We start from the raw sequence: 22,566 nt of genomic DNA on the forward strand, positions 1-22,566 counted from the left end.
CCCACTTGAAGGCGGACGCGGGCGGTGCCACGAGGCGCATCCGATGACCGCAGCTGGCGCCCCAATCTTCTACGATCCCTCGGGCCGGCGGCGACGGCGCTTCGCGCTCGGCGTCGCGGCGTTCATCGTGCTGCTGCTACTGTCCGCGGTGGTGTTCGGCGCCTCGATCGGGATCGTGCCGTCGCAACCGTTGCTGCCGATCAACACCGAGCGGCCGCTGCACCGGCTGGCGCCACCACACGACACCCTGCTCAAACGCACTGGCCGCACGATCGACTGGTACGGGCGTAAGCTGACCGGCGAGACGCGGTCGAAGGAAGCCAAGACCGTCGGCAACGTACCGCTGGCGATCGCCTTCCACGTGCCGTGGGACGGGCAGAGCGCCGAATCGTTGCGCCGGCACATCAACGATCTCGACTGGGTGATTCCTGGCTGGGTTTCGGTCACCGGACCGAAGCACACCATCACCGTGTTCAGCGATACCGCGGGGCGTGCCGTGATCAATGGCGCTGCGCATCGCCCGCTGATCCTGCCGATGATCCAGAACGCGATCCAGGGGCAGTTCGACGGACCCGGTATGGCGGCGATGCTCCACGACCCGACATTGCGCAAGGCGTTCCTCGACAAGCTCGAGCCCTGGCTGCTCGCCAACCACGCGGCGGGCGCGATGTTCGATTTCGAGCAGCTGCCGCCATCGGCGCAACGCGACTATCTCGCGTTTCTCGCCGAGGCAAACACCCGATTCGACCGACACGGTTGGCTGATAACGATCGCGATGCCAGTCGGTGACCGGTCGTGGAACCTGCCGGCATATGCCAAGATCGTCGATCGCATCTTTCTGATGTCGTATGATGAGCACGAGAATTCGGGCGATCCCGGGCCGGTCGCGTCGCAGGCTTGGTTCGCACGCGCCGTGGCCGATGCGGCGCACGGCGTCTCGGCATCGAAGCTGGTCGTGACGATCGGCAGTTACGGTTACAACTGGTATCCTGGCGGCGGCGATCCCGTCACGGTCGAAGAAGCGTGGCAGATAGCGCGCGATTCGGACGCCATGCCGAGCTTCGACCCGGCGAGCGGCAATTCGGGCTTTTCGTACGAGGAGGATGGCAAGAAACACGTCGTCTGGTTCCTCGACGCGGCGTCCGCCTACAACCAGATTGGCTTTTTGCGGCGTGCCGGCCTGGGCGGGATCGCGTTGTGGCGGCTGGGGTCTGAAGACCCCGGCATCTGGTCGATCTTCGGTCGATCGCATCCCACGCTGCCGCCGGCCAACGTGATCGAGGCGATCCCGAACGGTACCGATGTCGACATCGAGGGCCGCGGCGAGATCCTGAAGGTCGGGGCGACGCCTGCCGCCGGACAACGCAAGGTGACGACCGGGCGCGACGGCGGCATCACCGCGGTCGATTTCCTGACGTTGCCCAGCCAGTATATGATCCAGCGGACCGGCTATAGTCCCAACAAGATCGCGCTGACTTTCGACGATGGTCCCGATCCGCAATGGACACCGAAGATCCTCGACATCCTGAAGCGTTACAACGCGCCGGCGACCTTCTTCATGGTCGGGGAAAACGGACTGACCGAACGCGGGCTGCTCGAACGCATCGTGCGCGAGGGACATGAGGTCGGCAGCCACACCTATACGCATCCCAATCTCGCCGGCGCCTCGGCGACCGACACCGATATCGAACTCAACGCCAATCAGCGGTTGTTCCAGGCTTTCACCGGGCGCTCGCTGCGTCTGTTCCGCGCGCCTTATTTCGGCGATGCCGAGCCTACGACCGCGGACGAACTCGTGCCCGTTTATCGCGCGCAGCAGCGTGGCTATATTTCGGTCGGACTCCATGTCGATGCCGAGGATTGGCAGCGGCCGGGCGTCCAGGCGATCATCGACAATGTCGTTGATGGCGTCGCCAAGCGCGGCACCGGCTGCGCGTCGGGCGACGATTTACAGTGTAGCCATAATATCGTCCTGCTCCACGATGCCGGCGGCGACCGTCAGCAAACGGTCGAGGCGCTGCCGACGATCATCGAGAAGCTGCGCGCCATGGGCTTCACCTTGGTGCCGGTGTCGGAACTCGCCGGCCTGTCGCGCGACCAGGCCATGCCGCCGATTTCATCAAGCGACCGAGCCGCGGCCCAGGCGGATTTGTTCCTGTTCGGCACGATCGGCGCGGTGGTCACTGCGCTCGGCTGGATCTTCCTCTTCGCGATCTCGATCGGCATCCTGCGCGCGGTGATCCTGTCGGCGCTCGCGCTGATCCAGGCGCGGCGCGAGGGACGGACGGTGTTCCCGGCGATCGATCCCGACCGCTTCGTGACAGTGATGATTCCCGCTTATAACGAAGAAGCGGTGATCGAGCGGTCGATCCGGACGGTGCTCGCCTCGACCGATGTCAGGATCGAAGTGATCGTGATCGACGACGGGTCAAAGGATCGCACCAGCGAGATCGTACGCGACGCTTTTGCCGACGATCCGCGGGTGCGCCTGTTGACGCTGGAAAATGGCGGCAAAGCGCGCGCGCTTAACCGGGGCCTCGACCTCGCGACTGGCGAGATTGTCATCGCGCTCGACGCCGACACCCAGTTCGAGCCGACTACCATCGCGCGGCTGGCGCGCTGGTTCGGCGATCCGAAGCTCGGCGCGGTGGCGGGCAATGCCAAGGTTGGCAACCGCGTCAATCTGGTCACCAGATGGCAGGCGCTCGAATATATCACCGCGCAGAATCTCGAGCGTCGCGCGCTTGCCAGCCTCAACGCGATGACCGTGGTGCCGGGCGCGGTCGGCGCGTGGCGGCTCGAGGCGATCCGCTCGGTCGGCGGCTATCCCGACGATACATTGGCCGAGGATCAGGATCTGACCATCGCTATCCAGCGTGCCGGATGGAAAGTCCATTACGACCAATTCGCCGTTGCCTGGACCGAAAGCCCGGAGAATTTCAAAGGCCTCGCCAAACAGCGCTTCCGTTGGGCCTATGGTACGCTCCAATGTCTGTGGAAGCACGGCACGATCATCGGCCGTGGCAAGCCGCGTGGCCTCGCCTGGATCGGCTTGCCCCAGGCGATCGTGTTCCAGATCGTGCTCGCCGCGATCAGCCCGATCATCGATCTCGCGCTGATCGTGAGCTTCGCGCTGACCTGGCTCGCGGTCGAGCAGCATGGCTGGGACCAGACCCAGCACAGTATCGAGAAGATGTTGGCCTATTGGCTGATCTTCACCGCGATCGACCTGCTTTCGGCGATCGTCGCCTTCGCGCTCGAACGTCGCGAGAAATGGTCGTTGCTCTGGCTGCTGATCCCGCAGCGGATCGGGTACCGCCAAGTGATGTATTATGTCGTGCTGAAAGCGATCACCCAGGCGCTGCGTGGCCCGCTGGTCGGCTGGGGCAAGCTGCAGCGCACGGGACGGGTTCAGGCCGGCTGACGCCTCGCGACGCCGGGCCGGGATGACGCGGAATTGATGCCTGATCCCGTAACCTACCCGCCCGTCACCTCGGCGATCACCGTTTTGGCTTTGGCGATGGCGTCGGCTGTCTTGAGCTTGCCGGCCTGGAGGTCGTCGGCGAATCCCATAAGACGTTCACCCGAGGCCGATCCGGTTTCCGCCACTTCGGCGACATTGACGCCCTTGTTCGCGACAATCGCGGCATTCCATAGCCCGCGCACGGCGGCCCAATAATCCTTCGTCGCGGCCCAATAGGCATCGGCTGCCGCGATATCGAACTGGTCGTCCTTCACATAGCTGTTGAGCACTGTTTCCTGGACGAACGGCACAACCTTCCCGTCGACCAGCCCCATCTTGATATTGTCCTGCCAGTGGATCCAGCCAGCGGGAGAGGGTGAATGGCGGTTGATGCCGAGATAGCGGTCATAAGGCGGCTTGCGCACCGCGTCGCGCCGCGCGAGCGGGCGCCAGGTCCAGTTCGACCGCCAGCGACGGACGCCGCCTTCCTCGGTCCACTGTCCCCATCCGCCGTAACGCGGCGAATCGTCGGTTTGCCACACGGTCTGCGACCAGCGGCTCTTACGCATCGCGGCGGGCACGTCCTCCAGCTTCCACGTGCCCCGGCCGGCATAGATCAGCACCGTCGCGGGCTCGTACACCCAATCCTGGCGCCAATGCTTGATGACGAAGGTCTTGCCCTTCTCGTCAGTCACCACCAACAGATGCTGGAGCACGATCGTACGGCCGGTATCGACGATTACGCGCACCACTTCGTGCCCGCCCGATATCTTGGCTGGGATCGGCGTATAGTCGGCGCGCCACGCGGTGGTCTCCTTCATGTCGAAGGTCACCTTGAACATTCCCGCCATCGCTAGGATCGAGGCGCGGTCGGCGTCGAATGCGGCCTTTTCGTCGGCGGACGTCTTGGTTGCGAGCGGACCATCGGCATGAGCAGGCATGGCAAGCGGGGCGGCAAGCACCGTCGCGGCGAGCAGCAGCAGGGCAGCGGAATGTCGGAACATGCGGTAGATCCTCGTCATCAGAAGCGCACCGAAAGCGAGACGGACGCATTTCGGCCGGGTTGGGTATAGACATCCGCCACCGCGGGATTGATGTAAGCGGGCAGCGCCGGATTGGTCACGGCCGCGGGGTTGGCGGTCATCGCCAGCCCGCGCACATCGCTCCACCAGGCGTATTTGGTGTCGAAGATGTTGAAGATTCCGGCGCGCAGCGTGACGAGGTCGGCGACCTTCACATAAGCGGTCGCGTCGACGATGGTGAAGCCGCGCGGCAGATAGCAGGGCGCTCCGCCGCACACGCCTTCGGCCGCGCTCGCTTCCTTCTCGGCGGCGTGCGTCATGATCAACTGCCCGCCGAACCTCTTGCCCAGATCGTCATAGCCGATGCCCGCGACCAGCTTGAGCGGGTCGATCGTCGAGAGCGGCGATTTCGAGCCCTCGGCATCGGTGACGATTCCCTGCGAGTAGCTGACTGCCAGCCGGCCAGAGAGGCCCGATGCGTTCGCGAGCGATAGGCTGCCCTCGGCGCCCCTGATGCGCACCCGGTTGAGGTTGATGAACTGGAATATCGCGGGATTGGCGGGTGTGAAGGCGCCGCTGACGACTTCCTGGCTGATGAAGCCCTTGTAGCCGGCGGTGAAGCCGGTCGCCGCGAAGCGCACCGCGCCGGTGCCCAGATGCACACCCACTTCCCAGCTCTCGCTCGTCTCGGGGCGCAGATCGGGGTTGGGAATTGACGTGTAACCGACCGCCGGGTTGGAAAAGAACTGGTTCACCTGGGTGGGCGACGGCGCCTTGAAGCCGCGCGCGTAATTGACGAAGATATTGGTCTCGTCGGTCAGCTTCACCAAAGCGCCGAGCTTGGGCGACAGCCGCGATCCGTCCTGCTTCGCGCTTGGCAGGATTGGGGTCAACGCGTCGGGCTTTGGGGTCAGCTTGTAATAGTCGAAGCGCAGCGCCGGGAAGAGGCGCAGGTGATCGCCGAGCAGGCCGATCGTATCGGCGAGATAGGCGCCTCCAAGCACATAGTCGGTCGGCGGGAAGGCGCGCGTCGGGAAGACATCGGGCGGGGTGGGAATAGTGCCGCCACGGATGCCGCTTTGCCGCGTCGCGCTGAAGTCGCCGCCATAAGCAAGTTTGTTGCTGATATCGCCGATCGAAAAGTCGCTGCGCAATTCCGCGCTCAATCCCCACACCTTGTTGTCGAACGTGTTGAGCCGGGTGCGGTCGGCCGAGATGTTGCGGTCCTCGGCAGTGAACTGGCGGTTCTTGGCCCATTGGTACCAGCCGGTGACCTGGGCGAAGTCGATGACGCCGTCGCCCTGCCAGCGCCAGTCGAGTGCCACGCGATCGCGTTTAGTGCGGTCGCGTGCGGTCAGGCCGATTACCGCGCTGCCGGGCAGGGTGGCGGGCGGTACCGCCGGCGCGGCAACGCCGCTCAGCACGTTGGTGAAGACGTTATCGTCATAATGATCATAGGTCAGCCGAACGCGGTTGCCCGCGTCGGGCGCCCAGACGATCTTGCCGAGCATTGCGTTCGAGCGTGCGTCCTGCGGATTGGCCTTGGTCCGCGTCGCGTTGGGTGCGTCGTTCGATCCCGCGGTCTCGTATTCGTGCCCGTCGCGACGGGTATAGGCGACCATCGCCGACCATGATCCCGATCGGCCCGCGACGATTCCCGTCTCGGCGAACTGATCGTTGGACGAATCGTAGGCGGCGCGTCCCAGCCCGCCGATCGACTTGCCGTCCTTCAAAAAATCGGCGGGATCGCTGGTGGTGAAGCTGACCGCGCCGGCCAGGCCGTCCGACCCGTAGAGCGCGGACGCGGGGCCGCGCAGGATCTCGACCGACTTGATCACGCCCAAGTCGACATAATCGCCGCGTCCGGCCGATTGCGCGCCGAAATCGAAGCCGTCGGGCACGCGCACGCCGTCGACCTGGATCAGTACTCGGTTACCTTCGAGCCCGCGGATGTTGAACCCGGCATTGCCGTCGCGCCCGGTCGCGCCCTGCGCGGCGCCGAACCGGGTCGGCGCCCGCCGTACGCTGACGCCAGGCTCGAAGCGGACCAGGTCCTTGATGTCCGCCGATAGGGTGTCGGCGATCTGGTCGGCATCGATCACCGTAACGGTCGCCGGCACCTCGCTCGCCGGGGTCGGAATGCGCGTGCCGGTGACGACGATCGGATCGCGCGTCTGGCCATCGTCGCCGGTCGAGTTGGGGGCGGGGCGATTGTCGGCACGCGCAACCCCCGTCAGGGTCGCGATCGCCAACGCGGCCGCGCCGGCCAGCATTCTGGTGCGTGTAATCGATCTGTCGGCCCCGCTCGGCATTCTGAAACCCCCATCTTTGCTAATGCGAGTGATTCGCGTTTGCATGTCGATTAGGGACGGACCGACCCAAGGTCAATATCGTGGAAAGGTGGGTCTAAACGGCCACGAAGGAGCGCGGTCGTGCTTTGGCATGGCGTGATTGGCGAGCGGACGCTGAGGCTCCGATCAGTCCTCGATCAGCCGCGCGCCGCTCGCATCCTTGCCGAGCCGGTCCGCGGGGTTGCGCAACGGACAATCCTCCATCGACAGACAGCCGCAGCCGATGCAGCTGCCGAGCTGATCGCGCAATGCGGTGAGCTGCGCGATGCGATGGTCGAGATCGTCCCGCCATGCCGCCGACATGCGCCGCCAATCCTCGCCCGAGACCGGGCGATCGGCTGGGAGCATGTCGAGCGCCGCCTTGATCTCGCCGAGTGGGATGCCGGTGCGTTGCGCTACCTTGATCACCGCTACCCGGCGCAGCACGCCGCGGCGGAACCGGCGCTGATTGCCGCCCGACCGTTCCGCGCTGATCAGACCCTTCGCCTCATAGAAATGGAGCGTCGACACCGCGACGCCGCTGCGCCGCGCGACCTCTCCGACCGACAGCATTGCGGGGATGTCGTGCATGCGAAAAAAAGTTCCTTGACCTGAACCAAGCTTGAGGTTGCATAGGCGTGTCTCGCGGCGCCGGCAATCGTCCGGCGCCGGGTTCACGACCATCAGGAGACATCATCCATGGCTACCGCCCCCTTTTACCGCGTCGACAAGTTCATCGTTCCGGATGCGGCGCGCCAGGCGTTCATCGATGCGGTCGGCGAAACCGATGCCGTGATGCGCACGCAGCCCGGCTTCGTCCGCCACGATCTGCTCGAACAGGTCGGTGGGCCGGGCGAGTATAATTTCGTCACCGTCGCCGAATGGGAAAGCGACGAGGTCATTCCGATCGTCGCCGCCGCCATCGCGCGCCACCAGGCGAAGCGGCAGTTCGATCGCGACGCCTTTTTCGCCGCGCACGGCATCCGCGCCGACATCGCGACGTATCGCGCGCTTTGAGGCGCTCGCCGCGCGGTGTATGCGCGGCGGCATGATCCAGTCGTTCGCGCGCCGCCCGGTGTTGGGCCTCGTCCTCGCCGGATTGGCCGCGCTGTCGATCGGCGCGGCGCCGTCTGCGCAGGCACCGATCGTGCTGGCCGCGGCGAGCTTGCAGGAATCGCTGACCGCCGCGGCGGACGTCTGGGCAAAAGCGGGGCACCCCCGGCCGGTGATCTCGTTCGCCGCGTCGTCCACCTTGGCGCGTCAGGCCGAAGCGGGCGCGCCGGGCGATGTGTTCGTCTCGGCCGATGAGGATTGGATGGACGCACTCGCGGCCAAGGGGCTGCTCGCAGCGGGGACGCGCGCTGATCTGGTCGGTAATCGGTTGGTCGTGGTCGAGCCTGTCGGCCGGCATTCGTCGATTCCGGCCGGCGGGGTCCGGCTGGCGCGGATATTAAGCGCGGGGCCGCTGGCGATGGCCGACCCCGACAACGTGCCGGCCGGCAAATACGGCAAGACCGCGCTCGAGAAGCTCGGCGCCTGGACCGCGGTCGCCCCGAAGGTGGTGCGCGCGGAGAATGTTCGCGCCGCCTTGGCGCTGGTCGAGCGCGGCGCGGCGCCGTTCGGGATCGTCTATCTGACCGACGCCAAGGCGTCGTCCAAAGTGCGCGTGGCGGGCGTGTTTCCGCCGACCAGCCATCCGCCGATCCTGTACCCGGTCGCCCGGCTGGCGCGATCGACCAACCCGGAGGCCGAGGGGTTCCGCCGCTTCCTGCTCTCGCCGCGCGGCCACGCGATCTTCGCGCGGTTCGGTTTCACCGCGCCGGGGAGGCCGCGCTGACCCCCGAGGAATGGGGAATCGTCGCGCTGTCGCTACGCGTCGGGTTCGTCGCTACCCTCGCGACATTGCCGGTCGCCTTCGCCATCGCCTGGTTGCTCGCGCGCGGACGTTTCCCCGGCAAGATCCTGATCGAGGCGATTGTGTATCTGCCGCTGGTCGTGCCACCGGTGGTCACCGGCTGGGTTCTGCTGCTGGCTTTCGCGCCGGGCGGGCCGCTCGGTTTCTTCAGCGATGGCGTGCTGTTTCGCTGGACCGGTGCAGCGATCGCCGCCGGAATCATGGCGCTGCCGCTGATGGTGCGCGCGATCAGACTGTCGATTGAGGCAGTCGACCGCCGGCTCGAAGGCGCGGCGCGGACATTGGGGGCGGGGCCGTGGCGCGTCTTCTGGACGATCACCTTGCCGTTGAGCCTGCCGGGCCTGCTGGCCGGCACCGTGCTCGGCTTCGCGCGGTCGCTCGGCGAGTTCGGCGCGACGATCACCTTCGTCTCCAACGTGCCGGGTCAGACCCAGACCTTGCCGCTGGCGATCTACGCCGCGCTGCAACGCCCCGACGGCGATGCGATCGCGCTCAGATTAACCGCGCTGTCGGTCGCGGTGGCGCTGGCAGCACTGGTCGCCTCCGAACTGCTTGCACGGCGGATGCGCGCGGCGATGGTCCATGGCGTTTGATCTTCATGTCTCGAAGCGGCTCGGCGATGCCGAGATCGCGCTGCGGCTGGAGGCAGGCGAAGGCCTGACCGTGCTGTTCGGCCCGTCCGGCGCGGGCAAGACCAGCGTGCTCCATATGGTGGCGGGGCTGCTGCGGCCCGACCGCGGCCATATCCGGGTCGGTGGCGCCGAACTGTTCGGCGAGGGCATCGACGTACCGCCCGAGCGCCGGCACGCGGGCTATGTTTTCCAGGAATCGCGGTTGTTTCCGCACCTGAAAGTTGCGGCGAACCTGCGCTACGGCGCGGGGCGGAGTGCGGCGATCGACGACGTCGTCCAATTGCTCGATATCGGGCATTTGCTCGACCGCTGGCCGCGGACGCTGTCAGGTGGAGAGGCGAAACGTGTCGCGATCGGCCGCGCCTTGCTCAGCGGCCCCGCCTTTCTATTGCTCGACGAACCAACCGCGTCGCTCGATCGCGGCCGCGCGCAAGAAGTCGAGCGCGCGATCCTCGACATTCGCGACAGGCTGCGGCTGCCGATCCTGATGGTGACGCATGATCGTGGCCAGGCAGAGCGGCTGGCGACGACAATGGTCGAGATCGATCCGATGCGGACGTGAATTCGCGGGTTTGTCATCGTGCGATGCGATAAAAGCTATCTCACTTGGGCAGGGGCAACGCGATGGACAGCGCCAGCAAGGACGGATTTCACCTGAAATTGTGGCGCGGCGAGCGCATGTGTCTGATCGGCATGGACGTCGACGCGCCGGAACCAGATTTCGTCGGCTTCGCGATCGAAGTCCTCCATCCGGGTGGGACCGAGTTCGCGCCGCTACGCAATCGTCTGGCCTTTTCCTATCCGGCCGGAAGCAAGGTCAATGGCGACGTCCAGTTCCCCTCGACCGAGGCGCCTTTTCAGAAATTCCGCTGGGTGCATTTCCCTTACGATCCGATCGACGGCCTCTATTCCTATCGCGTGACCAAGATGCACATGCCGGCAGAGGGGCCGCTGGTCGCCGGAACGCAACTCGTCGCCACCATCAACCTCAATCCCGTCACGCATCCGGGTTTCCTCGACATCGGTTTCACTCGCGCATTCGCGTCTTCGCAAGCCTATCGCGACAAGTTCGGGAATCGCGACGACATCCTGCCGGCGACCAACGCCGTGGGTCTCGAATTCTCGCCGCCGTTCGACCCGGCGATTGCGAGCGACGACAATCCCTATACCTGGCTCGGCTTCGAGGCCGCGGCGATCGTACAATCACTGGTCGATGAGGCAGTCGCGGACACGACGCTGACGGTGGATTTCTTTGCCTATGACCTCAACCTCGGCTGGCTGGTCGATCGCCTCGAGAAGCTGGGACCCCGGCTGCGCGCGGTGATCGATGACAGCCCCAAGGATCACAACCAGCCCGACGGTGCCGAAGGGAAGGCATCTGCGCGGCTGTTGGCGAGCACCGGCGGCCAGATCGTCCGGATGCATTTCAAGGGACTGCAGCACAACAAGGTGATCACCCTGCGGCGCAACGGGGTGGCTCAACGCGTGCTGCTTGGGTCGACCAACTTCAGCTACCGTGGCTTCTACATCCAGGCGAACAATGCGTTGCTGTTCAGCGATCCCGCTATCGCCGGACTGTTCGGCGATTATTTCGACGCAGCGTTCCATCAGCCGGAGACATTCTCGGCATCGGAGATGGCCCGCAAATGGTATGCCTTCACGACGCCGGGTAAGCCGATCGTTCAAATCGCGCTGTCGCCGCATTCCGATAAGGAGATAGGGCTGTCCCCGGTCGGCGCGGCGATCGATCAGGCGACCTCGTCGGTCTTCTTCTCGATCGCCTTTCTCAACCAGACCAAGAGCGGGTCGGTGCGGACAGCGATCGATCGTCTCGCGACGCGGCCGATATTCAGCTACGGCGTGGTCGACAAGGCCGGCGCCGAGCCCAAGGCCGGTGCAGAGGCCAAGCCGAGCAGGCTCGATGTCTACAAGCCCGACGGCACGATCGGCGTGGTCGACTTCGGCTATCTCGCCAAGAACGCGCCGCCGCCGTTCGGGGCCGAGTGGCAGGGCGGTAAAGGCATCAACCTGCACAACAAGTTCGTCGTCACCGATTTCGGCCTGCCGACCGCCAAGGTCTTCACCGGATCGTCCAACCTCTCGCCGAGCGGCGAGGGCGGGAATGGCGATCACCTGGTGATGATCCAGGACCCGATCGTCGCCACCGCTTATGCGATCGAGGCCGTGCGCCTGTTCGACCACCTGCATTTCCGCTCGAAAATGAAGGACGCAAAGGTCAAACCAAAGGGCGCCAAAGCCGGCGAGGCGACGCCGTTGACGCTCGCCAAACCGCCCGCGCTGAGCGGCAAGCCGGCGTGGTTCGAACGCTATTACCGGGCCGATAGCCAATATCTCCGCGACCGATTGTTGTTCGGCCACTGACGGCCGGCGCCAAGCGGGCGCCGGCCGTCTCCCGCGGCGGTCAGCCGCCCAGGAAGTCCATCTTGCCGATCGGCACGCCCTTCATGCGCAACAGGCCATAGGCCGTTGTGACGTGGAAGTAGAAATTGGGGTGGACGAAGCCGAGCAGGAAATCGCGCCCGGCGAACTTGAACTCGCCATTGGGGAATTTGAGCAGGACTTCGGCGTCTTCCTTGCCGTTGATCGCGTCGGCCGGAACTGATTTCACGAAGTCGATCGTCTTGGCGATGCGTGCCTTGACGTCGTCGAAGCTTGCCTCATTGTCCTCCATCACGACATTCTCGACCCCACCGAGGCGCACCATGCAGCCCTTGGCCGAATCGCTCGCGCGCTGGATCTGCGAGATGAAATTGCCCATGTCCCCGATCAGCCGGGCGTCGAGCAGTTCCTGCTCGTCGATTCCCTTCTCGGCGGCGAAGGCGCGGGCCTTGTCGATGATCTTGTCGAGATTGGTCAGCGCGCGCACGAAGACAGGCGCGGTGAGGGCGTAAAGTTCGGTAGCCACTGGATTCTCCCCTAGAGAAACGGGCTGCCGATCGGCGCCCGCGAGCAGGACATAAGACTTGGGTTGCGAATGAAAACCCGTCTCGCTCAGTTTTTTACCGTTTCGCCAAAAATTCAGCGCGTGGCGGCGATGAACGCCGTGCGAAACTGGTCGAGATCGCCGCCGGCGACATCCGACACCGCCCAGAAATCGAGATCGCCCTGGCGCCAATGGACGAGCGTGTAGCCATCGCTCTCCATCGTCTCGCCCGAGGGCGCCTTGCCCGCGGGCCAGGCGAAGACGTTGATCGTGTGGAGATTGCGGCGATAGACGATCGCCGGAACAACGCGGCCGCCGATATAATCGAGCCGTCCGCCGACCAGCGGGAAGCCCGCGGCCTTGAGGTCCGGAGTGGGCGGCGAGAAGTCGATCTTGCCGTTGAACCACGGCTTGACGACGTGGCGGTCGGAGGTGGGGATGTCGACCAGATGATCAGCGAGCAGCGAGCGGACATGGCTCGCGACTATCTGCTGCTCGAGCCCGCTCGTTGTCGATTGCTGCGGAATGCCGAGCGTCAGCGCCAGCCCTGCGGCGATCGCCCCGCCGGCGCCCCAGCCGAGCCGCGCGGGCCAGGGATTGGCGGTGCGCTGAGTGGTGGGCAGCGCGGCATCGATGCGATCGCGCAGGCCTTCGGGCGCGGCATGGCGCAGCGCCGGATCGGCGACGATCTGGTGGAGATGCTTCAATTGCTCGAATTCGGCCGCGCAATCGGGGCAGGTGCGCAGATGCGCCTCGACTACGGCGACATTGGCGGCGTCGAGCTCGTCGTCAAGCAACGCATGGAGCAGCATCGGGTCGGGACAGGTCATGCCTGGCGCTCCTGTTGCCCGGCAGCGCGGGTGGGAAGCAGCAGCTTCGCCAGCATCTCACGGGCGCGGGCCAGCCGCGACATCACCGTGCCGATCGGCACGCCGGTCACCGTGGCGATCTCGCGATACGACATGTCCTCCATCTCGCGCAGGATCAGGGTTTCGCGGAACGGTTCGGGCAAAGCGGCGATCACCCCGCGCACCGTATCGGCCTCGCGCGCACGGGCCAGCGATTCCTCGGGCGTGTCGTTATTCGCCGGAATCGCGGCAACCGCTTCGGATTGCGCTTCGGACAAACTCGCATCAGACACCACGACCCGCTCGCGCCGGATCTGCTCGCCGACGCGATCGCGCCAGCAATTGCGAAGGATCGCGAACAGCCAGGCGCGGGGCGGCCCGCCGCGATAGGTCTCGAACGAGCGGAACGCGCGCAGGAAAGCCTCCTGCACCACGTCCTCGGCGATGCTGGCGTCGTTGGTCAAATAGCGCGCCAGATTATAGGCGGCGTCGAGGTGCGGCAGCATCAGTTCGCGAAAGCGCAGCTCCGGGCCGGGCTTCACGTCCCGACCGCCGACCAGTCTTGGGCGAAACCCGCCGATCACCTCTCCGCTCTCCGCCTCAGCGCGCCGCGACGGTCACTTTGCCCGTCATCATCGGATGGAGCGAGCAGAAATAGGTGACCTGGCCGGACTTGGTGAAGGTGAAGCTGAACGACTGGCCGGTGTCGAGCACCTTCGACCGGAAGCTCTTGTCGGTCGCGACCACGGTGTGCGGGATGTCGTCGTCATTGGTCCAGGTGACGGTCTGGCCGACCTTCACCGTCACCATTTTGGGGCCGAAAGTGAAGTTGGAGATATGGACCGCAACCGGACCGGCGGCAGCTGCCGGTGCCGCAAGGCGGGCGGACAAGGTCTTGCCCCGGGCCGATGCCGCGACAGGGGGATGGGCGCGGCCCGAGGCAAGTGAGGTCATGACCGCCGCGACAGGAATGAGCACGGCAATCATCAAACGGGAGTGCATCTCAAATCTCCAAAGGTTCTAGGCGAGCGTGGAATCGATCAGCGCGATCCGCTGGTCGCCGCGACGGAAAGTCACATCGGTGATGCCGAGCATCGAGCGGAGCTGGCCCGGCGGCACGACTTGCGGGCCAGGCGAGGGGGCGGTGCCCGGCGCAGGCTGCGGAAAGGCCGTCGAGCGCGCGGTGTGGAAGGTCATCCGGCCTTCGACCTTCTGCACGATCTGATGGATATGGCCGTTGAGGATGGTCACCGAGCCGAACCGCTTGAGCAGCGCCAGCGCGGCCTGCGCGTCGCCGGTGCCCCAGCCCCATTGTTCGTAGACCGTCCACAGCGGAATATGCGCGAACACCACGATCGGCGTGGACGCGCTGCGGCCCGCCAGGTCGGCCTTGAGCCAGGCGAGCTGCGCGGCGCCGAGATTGCCCATGCCGCCCGGTTTGAGGTCGGCGACGTTGACCAGCCCGACGAAATGCACGCCCTGATGGTCGAAGCTGAACCAGCCGGCGCCTTTGCTGCCCTTGCCGTGGCGATCGAGAAACGCTTTGCCGCAGCCTTCATCGATCATGTCGTGCTCACCCGGGACGAAGAAGGCGGGAATGCCCGTCTCGCGCAGGATCTGGTCGGCATCGTCGAATTCGTTATCGCGCGACAGCTGCGTGATATCACCGGTGTGGATGATGAAGTCCGGCTTGACCGCCAGCGCCTTCACCTTGGCGATGGCTTCGCGATACGTCGCCCGCGCGTCGGGATTGGCCGCCTTGTCGAAGCCGATATGGCTGTCGCTGAGCTGGAGGAAAGTGAAGCCGGCGGTAGGCGCGGTGCCGGCGCCGGCGCTGTCCAGAATGGCGCTGCGGGCGATACCGCCGCTCAGCGCGTAGAGCGCGCCGGTGCCCGCCCAGGCCATGCATTTCAGCGCCTCGCGGCGCTCGATTTCGCGTCCCATGTCCCTCGCTCCATTGCGGTTCGAGGATCAGGACGGAGGGATGCGGCGGGTTATTCCCGAAAAACAAACGCCGCCCGGAAAGTCTCCGGACGGCGTTCGGTGATCCCTTGGCTGATCGGTAGCGGGCTGTGATCGCCCGCACGCGGAATCAGCGATTGGATATTGGATATTGGATCCAATCCTGGGTGCGTCAGAATTTCACCCGGAACGCGCCGCCAATGATCCGCGGCTCGCTGATCATGCCGGTCAGATTGTTGAAGTCGATCGCACTGATCGCGCGGAACTGGTTGGTGATGTTGCGCGCGAAGGCGCTGACTTCGTAACGCGGCGTCGAATAGGCGATCTTGAGGCCGCCTTCGAGCATCGGCCGCCCGCGGAACTCCTTCGCTTCGTAGAGGAAGTAGTTGATGCTGCTGCGATAGGCCCAGTCGGTATAGGCGTAGATTTCACGGCCGTCGCCGAGCGGGATCGAATAACGCGCGGTCCAGTTCGCCACCCAGCGCGGCGCCTGGGGCAGGCGATTGCCGTCGATGATCGCCTGACCCGGGCTCGCCAGCGGATCGGTCACGGTGCACAAGGATCCGCACACGCCGATGGTGATGCTCGGGTCCTGGATCTCGGTGAAATTGTAGCTGCCGCTCGCGGTCAGCGTCAGCTGCGGGATCGGGCGCATATCGAGTTCGGCCTCGACACCATAACCGACCGCGCGCTTGGCGTTGAGCAGATGCGCCGAGTTGGACAAGCCGCCGACCGCGGTGATCTGCAGGTCGTTGGTGCGCCACCAATAGCCGTCGAACGAGAAACGGACGGTGCGATCCGCGGTCTCGCCCTTGATGCCCGCTTCGCCAGACAAGGTGGTCTGCTTGCCCGCAGTGGTCTGCCGGCTGCCGAACGTCACGCGGTCCTGGATCGCCGGGCCGAGATAGCCGGTCGCGGCGCGCGCATAGAGGTTGACCTGCGGCGACACGGCATAGGTCGCGCTGACGTCCCAGGTGAAATCGCCGCCGCTCACCTTGGCGAGGCTCGGCAGCACGGCGCCGAACAGATTGGGCGAATAGCCGGTGATAAGGTCTTCCTTGTGGTCGTGCGAATAGCGTCCGCCCGCGCGCAGCGTCAGCTTATCGACCGGCTTGTATTCGACCGAGGCGAACGCACCCCAATTCTCGTTCTTGTTGTCGTGGAACAGATCCTGGTCGAGATCGGCAGCGCGGCTGCCGGTGGCCGGGAATTTATAGTCATATTCGTGATATTTGAGCGTCTGGTGGAAATAATAGAGGCCGCCCTGGAGGCGGAATCCGTTGAACTCGTCGCTGACGAACCGCAGTTCCTGGCTGAATTCCGCCGGCCGCGTGATCCCGCCGGTATTCGACGGGAACAAAGCGTTGTTCAGGCCGAGCGCAGGGAAGACGTAGTTGTTGCCGCCGTCGATATCGCCGGTGCTCTCGACCTTGGCCTTCTCATAGGCGGTGACCGAATAGAGCGTGCCAGCGCCGTCGAAATGGTAATCCAGCCGCAGGTTGGTGCCCCATTGCGTCATGCTCTGGCTGGTATAGCCGTCGAGCGCGACCTTGTTCGGTTCGAACCCGGCCGAGAAATCGTTGCTGCCCTGTTTGAACAGGCCGGCGCGGAACACACGCGGCGTGCCATCGAGATCGCGAATGTGAAAATTGATCAGCGCGTTGAAATTGCCGCTCGAATAACCGAGCTGGAACCGGCCGGCGAGGTCGCGATACCCCTCCAGCTTCTTGTCGGCAAAGCCGGTGGCCGAGGTGTTGGTCACCCAATTGTCGCGTCGCTGGAGCAGGCCCGAGGCGCGGAAGGCGAAACCGCCGCCGAGCGGCAGGTTGAGCGCGGCTTCGGCATTGACCGTATTGAACGTGCCCCAGCTCGCGCTGGCATAGCCGCCGACCTTGTCGTCGGTCGGCTTGGCCGAATCGAGCTTGATCACGCCGGCGGGCGTGTTGCGGCCAAACAAGGTGCCTTGCGGCCCGCGCAGCACTTCGACCGACTTGAGATCGAACACCGGGAACGACTTGAGCATCGCGTTTTCGAGCGCGACATCGTCATAGACCACCGACACCGGCTGCGCGGCATTGGGATCGAAATCGGTGTTGCCGAGGCCGCGTATGTAGAAGCGCGGGAAAGTGCGGCCGAACGACGATTCGGCCTGGAGGCTCGGCGTACGCGACGACAGGAAGCGGATGTCGAGCCCGCCCGAGTTGATCACCGCGAGCTTTTCACCGCTGATCGAGGTCACCGCGACCGGCACGTTCTTCGACGATTCCGACACGCGGGTGGCGGTGACGACGATGTCGCCCAGACCCTTGTCCGTGGCGTTGGCCGTGTCGTCCTGGGGGGCAGGCGCATCGGCGGCCGGCGGTGCTTTGGGCTCGTCGGCCCGCGCCATGGCGGGGGATGCGGCAAGGATGAGCAAGGCGGGCGAGGCGCCCAGGAGCAGACGGTGCGCCAGCGAGCGGTTGGACAACGAGTTCATGAATCCCCCTGAATCGAAGATCGGCATCCCCGCCGTTGACGACTCCGTGTGTCCCGGATCTTGCGCAAAGTCGTAACATGACCGTCATGGGTCAAAAAGGCCGAGCGATCGCAAGGACTGGGGCGACGCGACGAAAAGCCGCGCGGTGATGCGAACTGGCAACAGAGGCGGTTGTTACTTTCCGATTGTCCCCGCCAAGGTGGAGTGATCGGTAGGTTGTCGCACTACCACGATCAGCCGAAAATACTCAGGCTGAAATTGCGGTTGACCTTCCCACCCGCGTCACCCCGGGCTCGTCCCGGGGTCCACCGTGCGGCGACGCCAACGGCCGATGGGTGTGCGGAACGGTGGATGCCGGAACAAGCCCGGCATGACGGTTGAAGCCGATCGGCACAGTACGCCCTCCCGCCGCAGGCGCATCGCAGCTCCCGCGTTCGAGCGATGTAATCGCCACAACGAAAAACCGCCGCCCGGTTGCCCGGACGGCGGTTATTCGTTTCGGCCGAGAGTGCCGAGCGAGGAGCTTATTCGCTCTCGTTCAGATACTCGCCGGCATCCGCGTCGGTGCCGTGGCCGCTCGGCGTGACCCGGGCGAGCGCATCGCTGCCGGTATCGTCGGCAGTGTCACGCAGCTTTTCGGCGGCACGCTCTTCGGCGGCCGAGTTCGGCGCGATCAGCACTTCCTGCAGCGCACGCTGCTGGACGCGGAGCGCGGCGTCGCGGCTGGAGGCCGCCACGCGCAGGCGGTTCATGCCCGCACCGGTACCGGCGGGGATGAGACGGCCGACGATGACGTTCTCCTTGAGGCCGATCAGCGTGTCCTGCTTGCCCTGGACCGCCGCCTCGGTGAGGACGCGGGTGGTCTCCTGGAACGACGCCGCCGAGATGAAGCTGCGGGTCTGCAGCGACGCCTTGGTGATGCCGAGCAGGACCGGCTTGCCCTGGGCGGGCTGCTGGCCGGGGGCGAGCTTTTCGTTGGTCTCGTCCATCTCGGTGCGGTCGACCTGCTCGCCGGCGAGCAGGGTGGTGTCGCCGCCGTCGGTGATCTCGACCTTCTGCAGCATCTGGCGAACGATCACCTCGATGTGCTTGTCGTTGATCTTCACGCCCTGGAGTCGATAGACTTCCTGGATTTCCGACACGAGATATTCCGCGAGCGGCTCGATGCCGAGCACCTCGAGAATGTCGTGCGGATCGGGCGAGCCGCCGATCAGATTGTCGCCACGCTTGACATAGTCGCCTTCCTGAACGTCGATCACCTTCGACTTCGGGATCAGATACTCCACGACCTCGCCGCCGTCCTCGGGCTGGATCCCGATCTTGCGCTTGGCCTTGTAGTCCTTGCCGAACACGACGCGGCCCGAGACCTTCGCGATGATCGCGTTTTCCTTGGGCTTGCGGGCTTCGAAGAGCTCGGCGACGCGCGGCAGACCGCCGGTGATGTCGCGGGTCTTGGCGGACTCGCGAGCGACGCGGGCAAGCACGTCACCGGCCTGGACGGTGGCATTGTCCTCGACCGACAGCACCGCACCCGGCGCCAGCATGTAGCGCGCGGCTTCGTTGGTATCGGCGCCCGTCAGCGTCATGCGCGGACGGAGATCCTCCTTCGACTTGGTGGCGGCGCGATACTCGGTAACGACGCGCTGGGTGATGCCCGTCGCTTCGTCGGCCTGTTCGGTGAGCGTCTTGCCTTCGATCAGGTCCTGATACTTCACCGTACCGCCGGTCTCGGTGATCAGCGGCATGGTGAACGGATCCCACTCGGCCATGCGGTCGCCCTTGCTGACGATGTGGCCATCGTCGAACATGACGTACGCACCGTAGGGGATGCGATCGACCGACAACTCGCGGCCGTCCATGTCCTTGATCGCGATCTCGCCCGAGCGGCTCAGCACCACGCGGCGGCCACGCTGGTCGACGATCAAACGCAGATCGCGGAATTCGACCGTACCGTCGGCATGCGCCTCGAGGTTGGACGTTTCGTTGAGCTGCGCCGCGCCACCGATGTGGAACGTACGCATGGTCAGCTGGGTGCCCGGTTCGCCGATCGACTGCGCCGCGATGACGCCGACCGCTTCGCCGATATTCACCGGGGTACCGCGGGCGAGGTCACGCCCGTAGCACTTGCCGCAGACGCCGATCTTGGCTTCGCAAACCAGCGGCGAGCGGATCTTCATCCCCTGGATGCCGGTGGCCTCGATCCGTGCGACCGCCGCCTCGTCGAGCAACGTGCCCGACGGGATGACGACTTCACCGGTCTTGGCGTCGACCACGTCCTCGGCCGTGGTGCGGCCCAGGATGCGCTCGCCGAGCGACGCGATGGTCGAGCCGCCCTGCAGGATCGCGCGCATCTCGAGCGCCCGCTCGGTACCGCAATCCTCCTCCATGACGACGCAGTCTTGCGACACGTCGACCAGACGGCGGGTGAGGTAGCCCGAATTGGCGGTCTTCAACGCGGTGTCCGCGAGGCCCTTGCGGGCGCCGTGGGTCGAGTTGAAATACTCAAGGACGGTCAGGCCTTCCTTGAAGTTCGAGATGATCGGGGTCTCGATGATCTCGCCCGACGGCTTGGCCATCAGGCCGCGCATACCGGCGAGCTGCTTGATCTGTGCCTGCGAACCGCGGGCACCCGAGTGCGCCATCATGTAGATCGAGTTGATCGGCATTTCACGACCCGTCTCCGGATCCTTCTTCACCGCCTTGATCTCGTTCATCATCGAGTTGGCGACCTGGTCACCGCAACGCGACCAGGCGTCGATCACCTTGTTGTACTTCTCCTGCTGCGTGATCAGACCGTCCTGATATTGCTGCTCGAAGTCCTTCACCTGATCGCGCGTCTCGTCGACCAATTTGTCCTTGTCCGGCGCGATGATCATGTCGTCCTTGCCGAACGAAATGCCGGCCTTGAACGCGTGCTTGAAGCCCAGCGCCATGATCGCGTCGGCGAACAGCACGGTCTCCTTCTGGCCGGTGTGACGATAGACTTCGTCGATCACGTCGCCGACGTCCTTCTTGGTCAGCAGGCGATTGACGGTGTCGAACGGCACCTTGTGCGACTTGGGCAGGCACTCGCCGAGCAGCATGCGGCCCGGCGTGGTCTCGAACCGCTTGAGGTACGTCTTGCCTTCCTCATCGGTTTGAGGGACGCGGCTGATGACCTTGGTGTGCAGGGTCACCGCACCGGCTTCGAGCGCCTGGTGCACTTCGGCCATGTCGGACATCAACATACCCTCGCCGGGCTCGTTTTCCTTGAGCATCGACAGGTAATAGAGACCCAGCACCATGTCCTGCGACGGCACGATGATCGGCTTGCCGTTGGCCGGCGACAGGATGTTGTTGGTCGACATCATCAGGACGCGCGCTTCCAGCTGGGCCTCGAGGCTCAGCGGGACGTGCACGGCCATCTGGTCGCCGTCGAAGTCGGCGTTGAACGCCGAGCAGACCAGCGGGTGAAGCTGGATCGCCTTGCCCTCGATCAGCACCGGCTCGAACGCCTGGATGCCCAGACGGTGAAGCGTCGGCGCGCGGTTGAGCAGAACCGGGTGCTCGCGGATCACTTCGTCCAGGATGTCCCAGACTTCCTTGCGCTCCTTCTCGACCCACTTCTTGGCTTGCTTCAGGGTCATCGACAGACCCTTGGCGTCGAGGCGCGCATAGATGAATGGCTTGAACAGCTCGAGCGCCATCTTCTTGGGCAGGCCGCACTGGTGCAGCTTGAGTTCCGGACCGGTCACGATGACCGAGCGGCCCGAATAGTCGACGCGCTTGCCGAGCAGGTTCTGACGGAAGCGGCCCTGCTTGCCCTTGAGCATGTCGGACAGCGACTTCAGCGGACGCTTGTTGGCACCGGTGATCGTGCGGCCGCGGCGGCCGTTGTCGAACAGCGCGTCGACGGCTTCCTGCAGCATGCGCTTTTCGTTGCGGACGATGATGTCCGGCGCGCGCAGTTCCATCAGCCGCTTGAGGCGGTTGTTGCGGTTGATCACGCGGCGATACAGATCGTTGAGATCCGACGTCGCGAAGCGGCCGCCGTCCAGCGGCACCAGCGGGCGCAGTTCGGGCGGGATGACCGGCACGACCTCGAGGATCATCCACTCGGGGCGGTTGCCCGAATCGATGAAGCTCTCGACGACCTTCAGGCGCTTGATGATCTTCTTGGGCTTCAGCTCCGACTTGGTCGTCGCCAGTTCCTGCAGCAACTGCTCGCGCTCGCCGACCAGGTCGAGCTGCTCGAGCATGATGCGGACCGCTTCGGCGCCGATGCCGGCGGTGAAGGCGTCCTCACCGTACTCGTCCTGCGCTTCGAGGAGTTCGTCCTCGGTCAGCAGCTGGAAGCGCTCGAGCGGGGTCACGCCCGGCTCGATCACGATATAGGCTTCGAAATACAGCACGCGCTCGAGCTGCTTCAACTGCATGTCGAGCAGCAGGCCGATGCGCGACGGCAGCGACTTCAGGAACCAGATGTGCGCGACCGGGGCGGCCAGCTCGATATGGCCCATCCGCTCGCGGCGGACCTTCGAGACGGTAACCTCGACGCCGCACTTCTCGCAGACGATGCCCTTGTACTTCATGCGCTTGTACTTGCCGCACAAGCACTCGTAATCCTTGATCGGACCGAAGATGCGCGCGCAGAACAGGCCGTCACGCTCGGGCTTGAACGTGCGATAGTTGATCGTCTCGGGCTTCTTGATCTCGCCGAACGACCACGAACGGATACGGTCTGGCGACGCGATGCCGATCTGGATCTGGTCGAAGGTTTCCGGCTTGGCGACCGGGTTCGCGAAATTGGTCAGTTCGTTCATGGGAATGAACCCTTCCTTGAAATTCTTTCCCCTCTCCCGCGAGCGGGAGAGGGAGGGGCCCGCCGCCGTCAGGCGGTGGGAGGGTGAGGGCCTTCTTCCTTCTTCGATCGAAGCGACGGAAAAGAAGAAGAAAGAAGACCCTCACCCAACCCTCTCCCGCAAGCGGGAGAGG

16 protein-coding genes are annotated in these 22,566 nt (G+C 64.9%); 6 read left to right on the forward strand and 10 right to left on the reverse strand.

Annotation, left to right across the window (positions count from 1 at the left end):
• Window positions 1-43 precede the first annotated feature (43 nt).
• Window positions 44-3,424 (forward strand): trifunctional glycoside hydrolase family 18/polysaccharide deacetylase/glycosyltransferase family 2 protein, encoded by a 3,381-nt coding sequence (locus AC1DQQ_RS16115; RefSeq protein WP_478045769.1) that lies wholly within the window; start codon window positions 44-46, stop codon window positions 3,422-3,424.
• A gap of 53 nt (window positions 3,425-3,477) precedes the next feature.
• Here the strand turns inward: AC1DQQ_RS16115 and AC1DQQ_RS16120 are convergent, their stop codons facing one another.
• The 3 genes from AC1DQQ_RS16120 to soxR form a co-directional block, all read right to left on the reverse strand.
• On the reverse strand, window positions 3,478-4,467 hold the full coding sequence (locus AC1DQQ_RS16120; RefSeq protein ID WP_478045771.1) for a DUF6607 family protein: 990 nt from the start codon (window positions 4,465-4,467) through the stop codon (window positions 3,478-3,480).
• Window positions 4,468-4,484: 17 nt separating this feature from the next.
• Window positions 4,485-6,797 (reverse strand): TonB-dependent hemoglobin/transferrin/lactoferrin family receptor, encoded by a 2,313-nt coding sequence (locus AC1DQQ_RS16125; protein ID WP_478045773.1) that lies wholly within the window; start codon window positions 6,795-6,797, stop codon window positions 4,485-4,487.
• A gap of 165 nt (window positions 6,798-6,962) precedes the next feature.
• Entirely contained in the window at window positions 6,963-7,406 is a 444-nt protein-coding gene (gene soxR, locus AC1DQQ_RS16130; RefSeq protein ID WP_478045775.1) for a redox-sensitive transcriptional activator SoxR, read from the reverse strand.
• Window positions 7,407-7,514: 108 nt separating this feature from the next.
• On the opposite strand from soxR, the gene AC1DQQ_RS16135 reads away from it, so the two are divergent.
• From AC1DQQ_RS16135 to AC1DQQ_RS16155, 5 genes are all read left to right on the forward strand, one after another.
• Window positions 7,515-7,832, forward strand: a complete 318-nt coding sequence (locus tag AC1DQQ_RS16135) for an antibiotic biosynthesis monooxygenase family protein (RefSeq protein ID WP_478045777.1) — start codon at window positions 7,515-7,517, stop codon at window positions 7,830-7,832.
• Window positions 7,833-7,863: 31 nt separating this feature from the next.
• Complete coding sequence (gene modA, locus AC1DQQ_RS16140; RefSeq protein WP_478045779.1) at window positions 7,864-8,652, forward strand: molybdate ABC transporter substrate-binding protein; 789 nt, start codon at window positions 7,864-7,866, stop codon at window positions 8,650-8,652.
• The gene (gene modB, locus AC1DQQ_RS16145) at window positions 8,649-9,323 is read left to right on the forward strand and encodes a molybdate ABC transporter permease subunit (protein WP_478045832.1); all 675 of its coding nucleotides are present in this window, start codon (window positions 8,649-8,651) and stop codon (window positions 9,321-9,323) included. Before modA ends, modB begins: the two co-directional genes overlap by 4 nt.
• Window positions 9,313-9,924 carry an ATP-binding cassette domain-containing protein gene (locus AC1DQQ_RS16150; protein ID WP_478045780.1) on the forward strand — a complete coding sequence of 204 codons (612 nt, stop codon included), beginning with the start codon at window positions 9,313-9,315 and terminating at the stop codon, window positions 9,922-9,924. The genes modB and AC1DQQ_RS16150 overlap by 11 nt, the downstream gene beginning before the upstream one ends.
• A gap of 62 nt (window positions 9,925-9,986) precedes the next feature.
• Entirely contained in the window at window positions 9,987-11,744 is a 1,758-nt protein-coding gene (locus AC1DQQ_RS16155; protein ID WP_478045782.1) for a phospholipase D-like domain-containing protein, read from the forward strand.
• A gap of 40 nt (window positions 11,745-11,784) precedes the next feature.
• On the opposite strand, the gene AC1DQQ_RS16160 is transcribed toward AC1DQQ_RS16155, so the two are convergent.
• From AC1DQQ_RS16160 to rpoC, 7 genes are all read right to left on the reverse strand, one after another.
• Window positions 11,785-12,288 (reverse strand): DUF1993 domain-containing protein, encoded by a 504-nt coding sequence (locus tag AC1DQQ_RS16160; protein WP_478045783.1) that lies wholly within the window; start codon window positions 12,286-12,288, stop codon window positions 11,785-11,787.
• Between the two features lie 113 nt (window positions 12,289-12,401).
• Complete coding sequence (locus tag AC1DQQ_RS16165) at window positions 12,402-13,136, reverse strand: anti-sigma factor family protein (protein ID WP_478045785.1); 735 nt, start codon at window positions 13,134-13,136, stop codon at window positions 12,402-12,404.
• Window positions 13,133-13,696 carry a sigma-70 family RNA polymerase sigma factor gene (locus AC1DQQ_RS16170; RefSeq protein ID WP_478045787.1) on the reverse strand — a complete coding sequence of 188 codons (564 nt, stop codon included), beginning with the start codon at window positions 13,694-13,696 and terminating at the stop codon, window positions 13,133-13,135. The genes AC1DQQ_RS16165 and AC1DQQ_RS16170 overlap by 4 nt, the downstream gene beginning before the upstream one ends.
• Before the next feature lie 58 nt (window positions 13,697-13,754).
• Window positions 13,755-14,156 (reverse strand): cupredoxin domain-containing protein, encoded by a 402-nt coding sequence (locus AC1DQQ_RS16175; RefSeq protein WP_478042872.1) that lies wholly within the window; start codon window positions 14,154-14,156, stop codon window positions 13,755-13,757.
• An 18-nt stretch (window positions 14,157-14,174) separates the two neighbouring features.
• Window positions 14,175-15,098, reverse strand: coding sequence for a metallophosphoesterase family protein (locus AC1DQQ_RS16180; RefSeq protein ID WP_478045789.1), 924 nt, complete (start codon window positions 15,096-15,098; stop codon window positions 14,175-14,177).
• Window positions 15,099-15,288: 190 nt separating this feature from the next.
• Window positions 15,289-17,592 (reverse strand): TonB-dependent receptor, encoded by a 2,304-nt coding sequence (locus AC1DQQ_RS16185; protein WP_478042874.1) that lies wholly within the window; start codon window positions 17,590-17,592, stop codon window positions 15,289-15,291.
• Between the two features lie 524 nt (window positions 17,593-18,116).
• Complete coding sequence (rpoC, locus tag AC1DQQ_RS16190) at window positions 18,117-22,394, reverse strand: DNA-directed RNA polymerase subunit beta' (RefSeq protein WP_478043510.1); 4,278 nt, start codon at window positions 22,392-22,394, stop codon at window positions 18,117-18,119.
• Between the last annotated feature and the right edge of the window lie 172 nt (window positions 22,395-22,566).

The organism is Sphingomonas sp. P4_G3 (genome assembly GCF_056401105.1).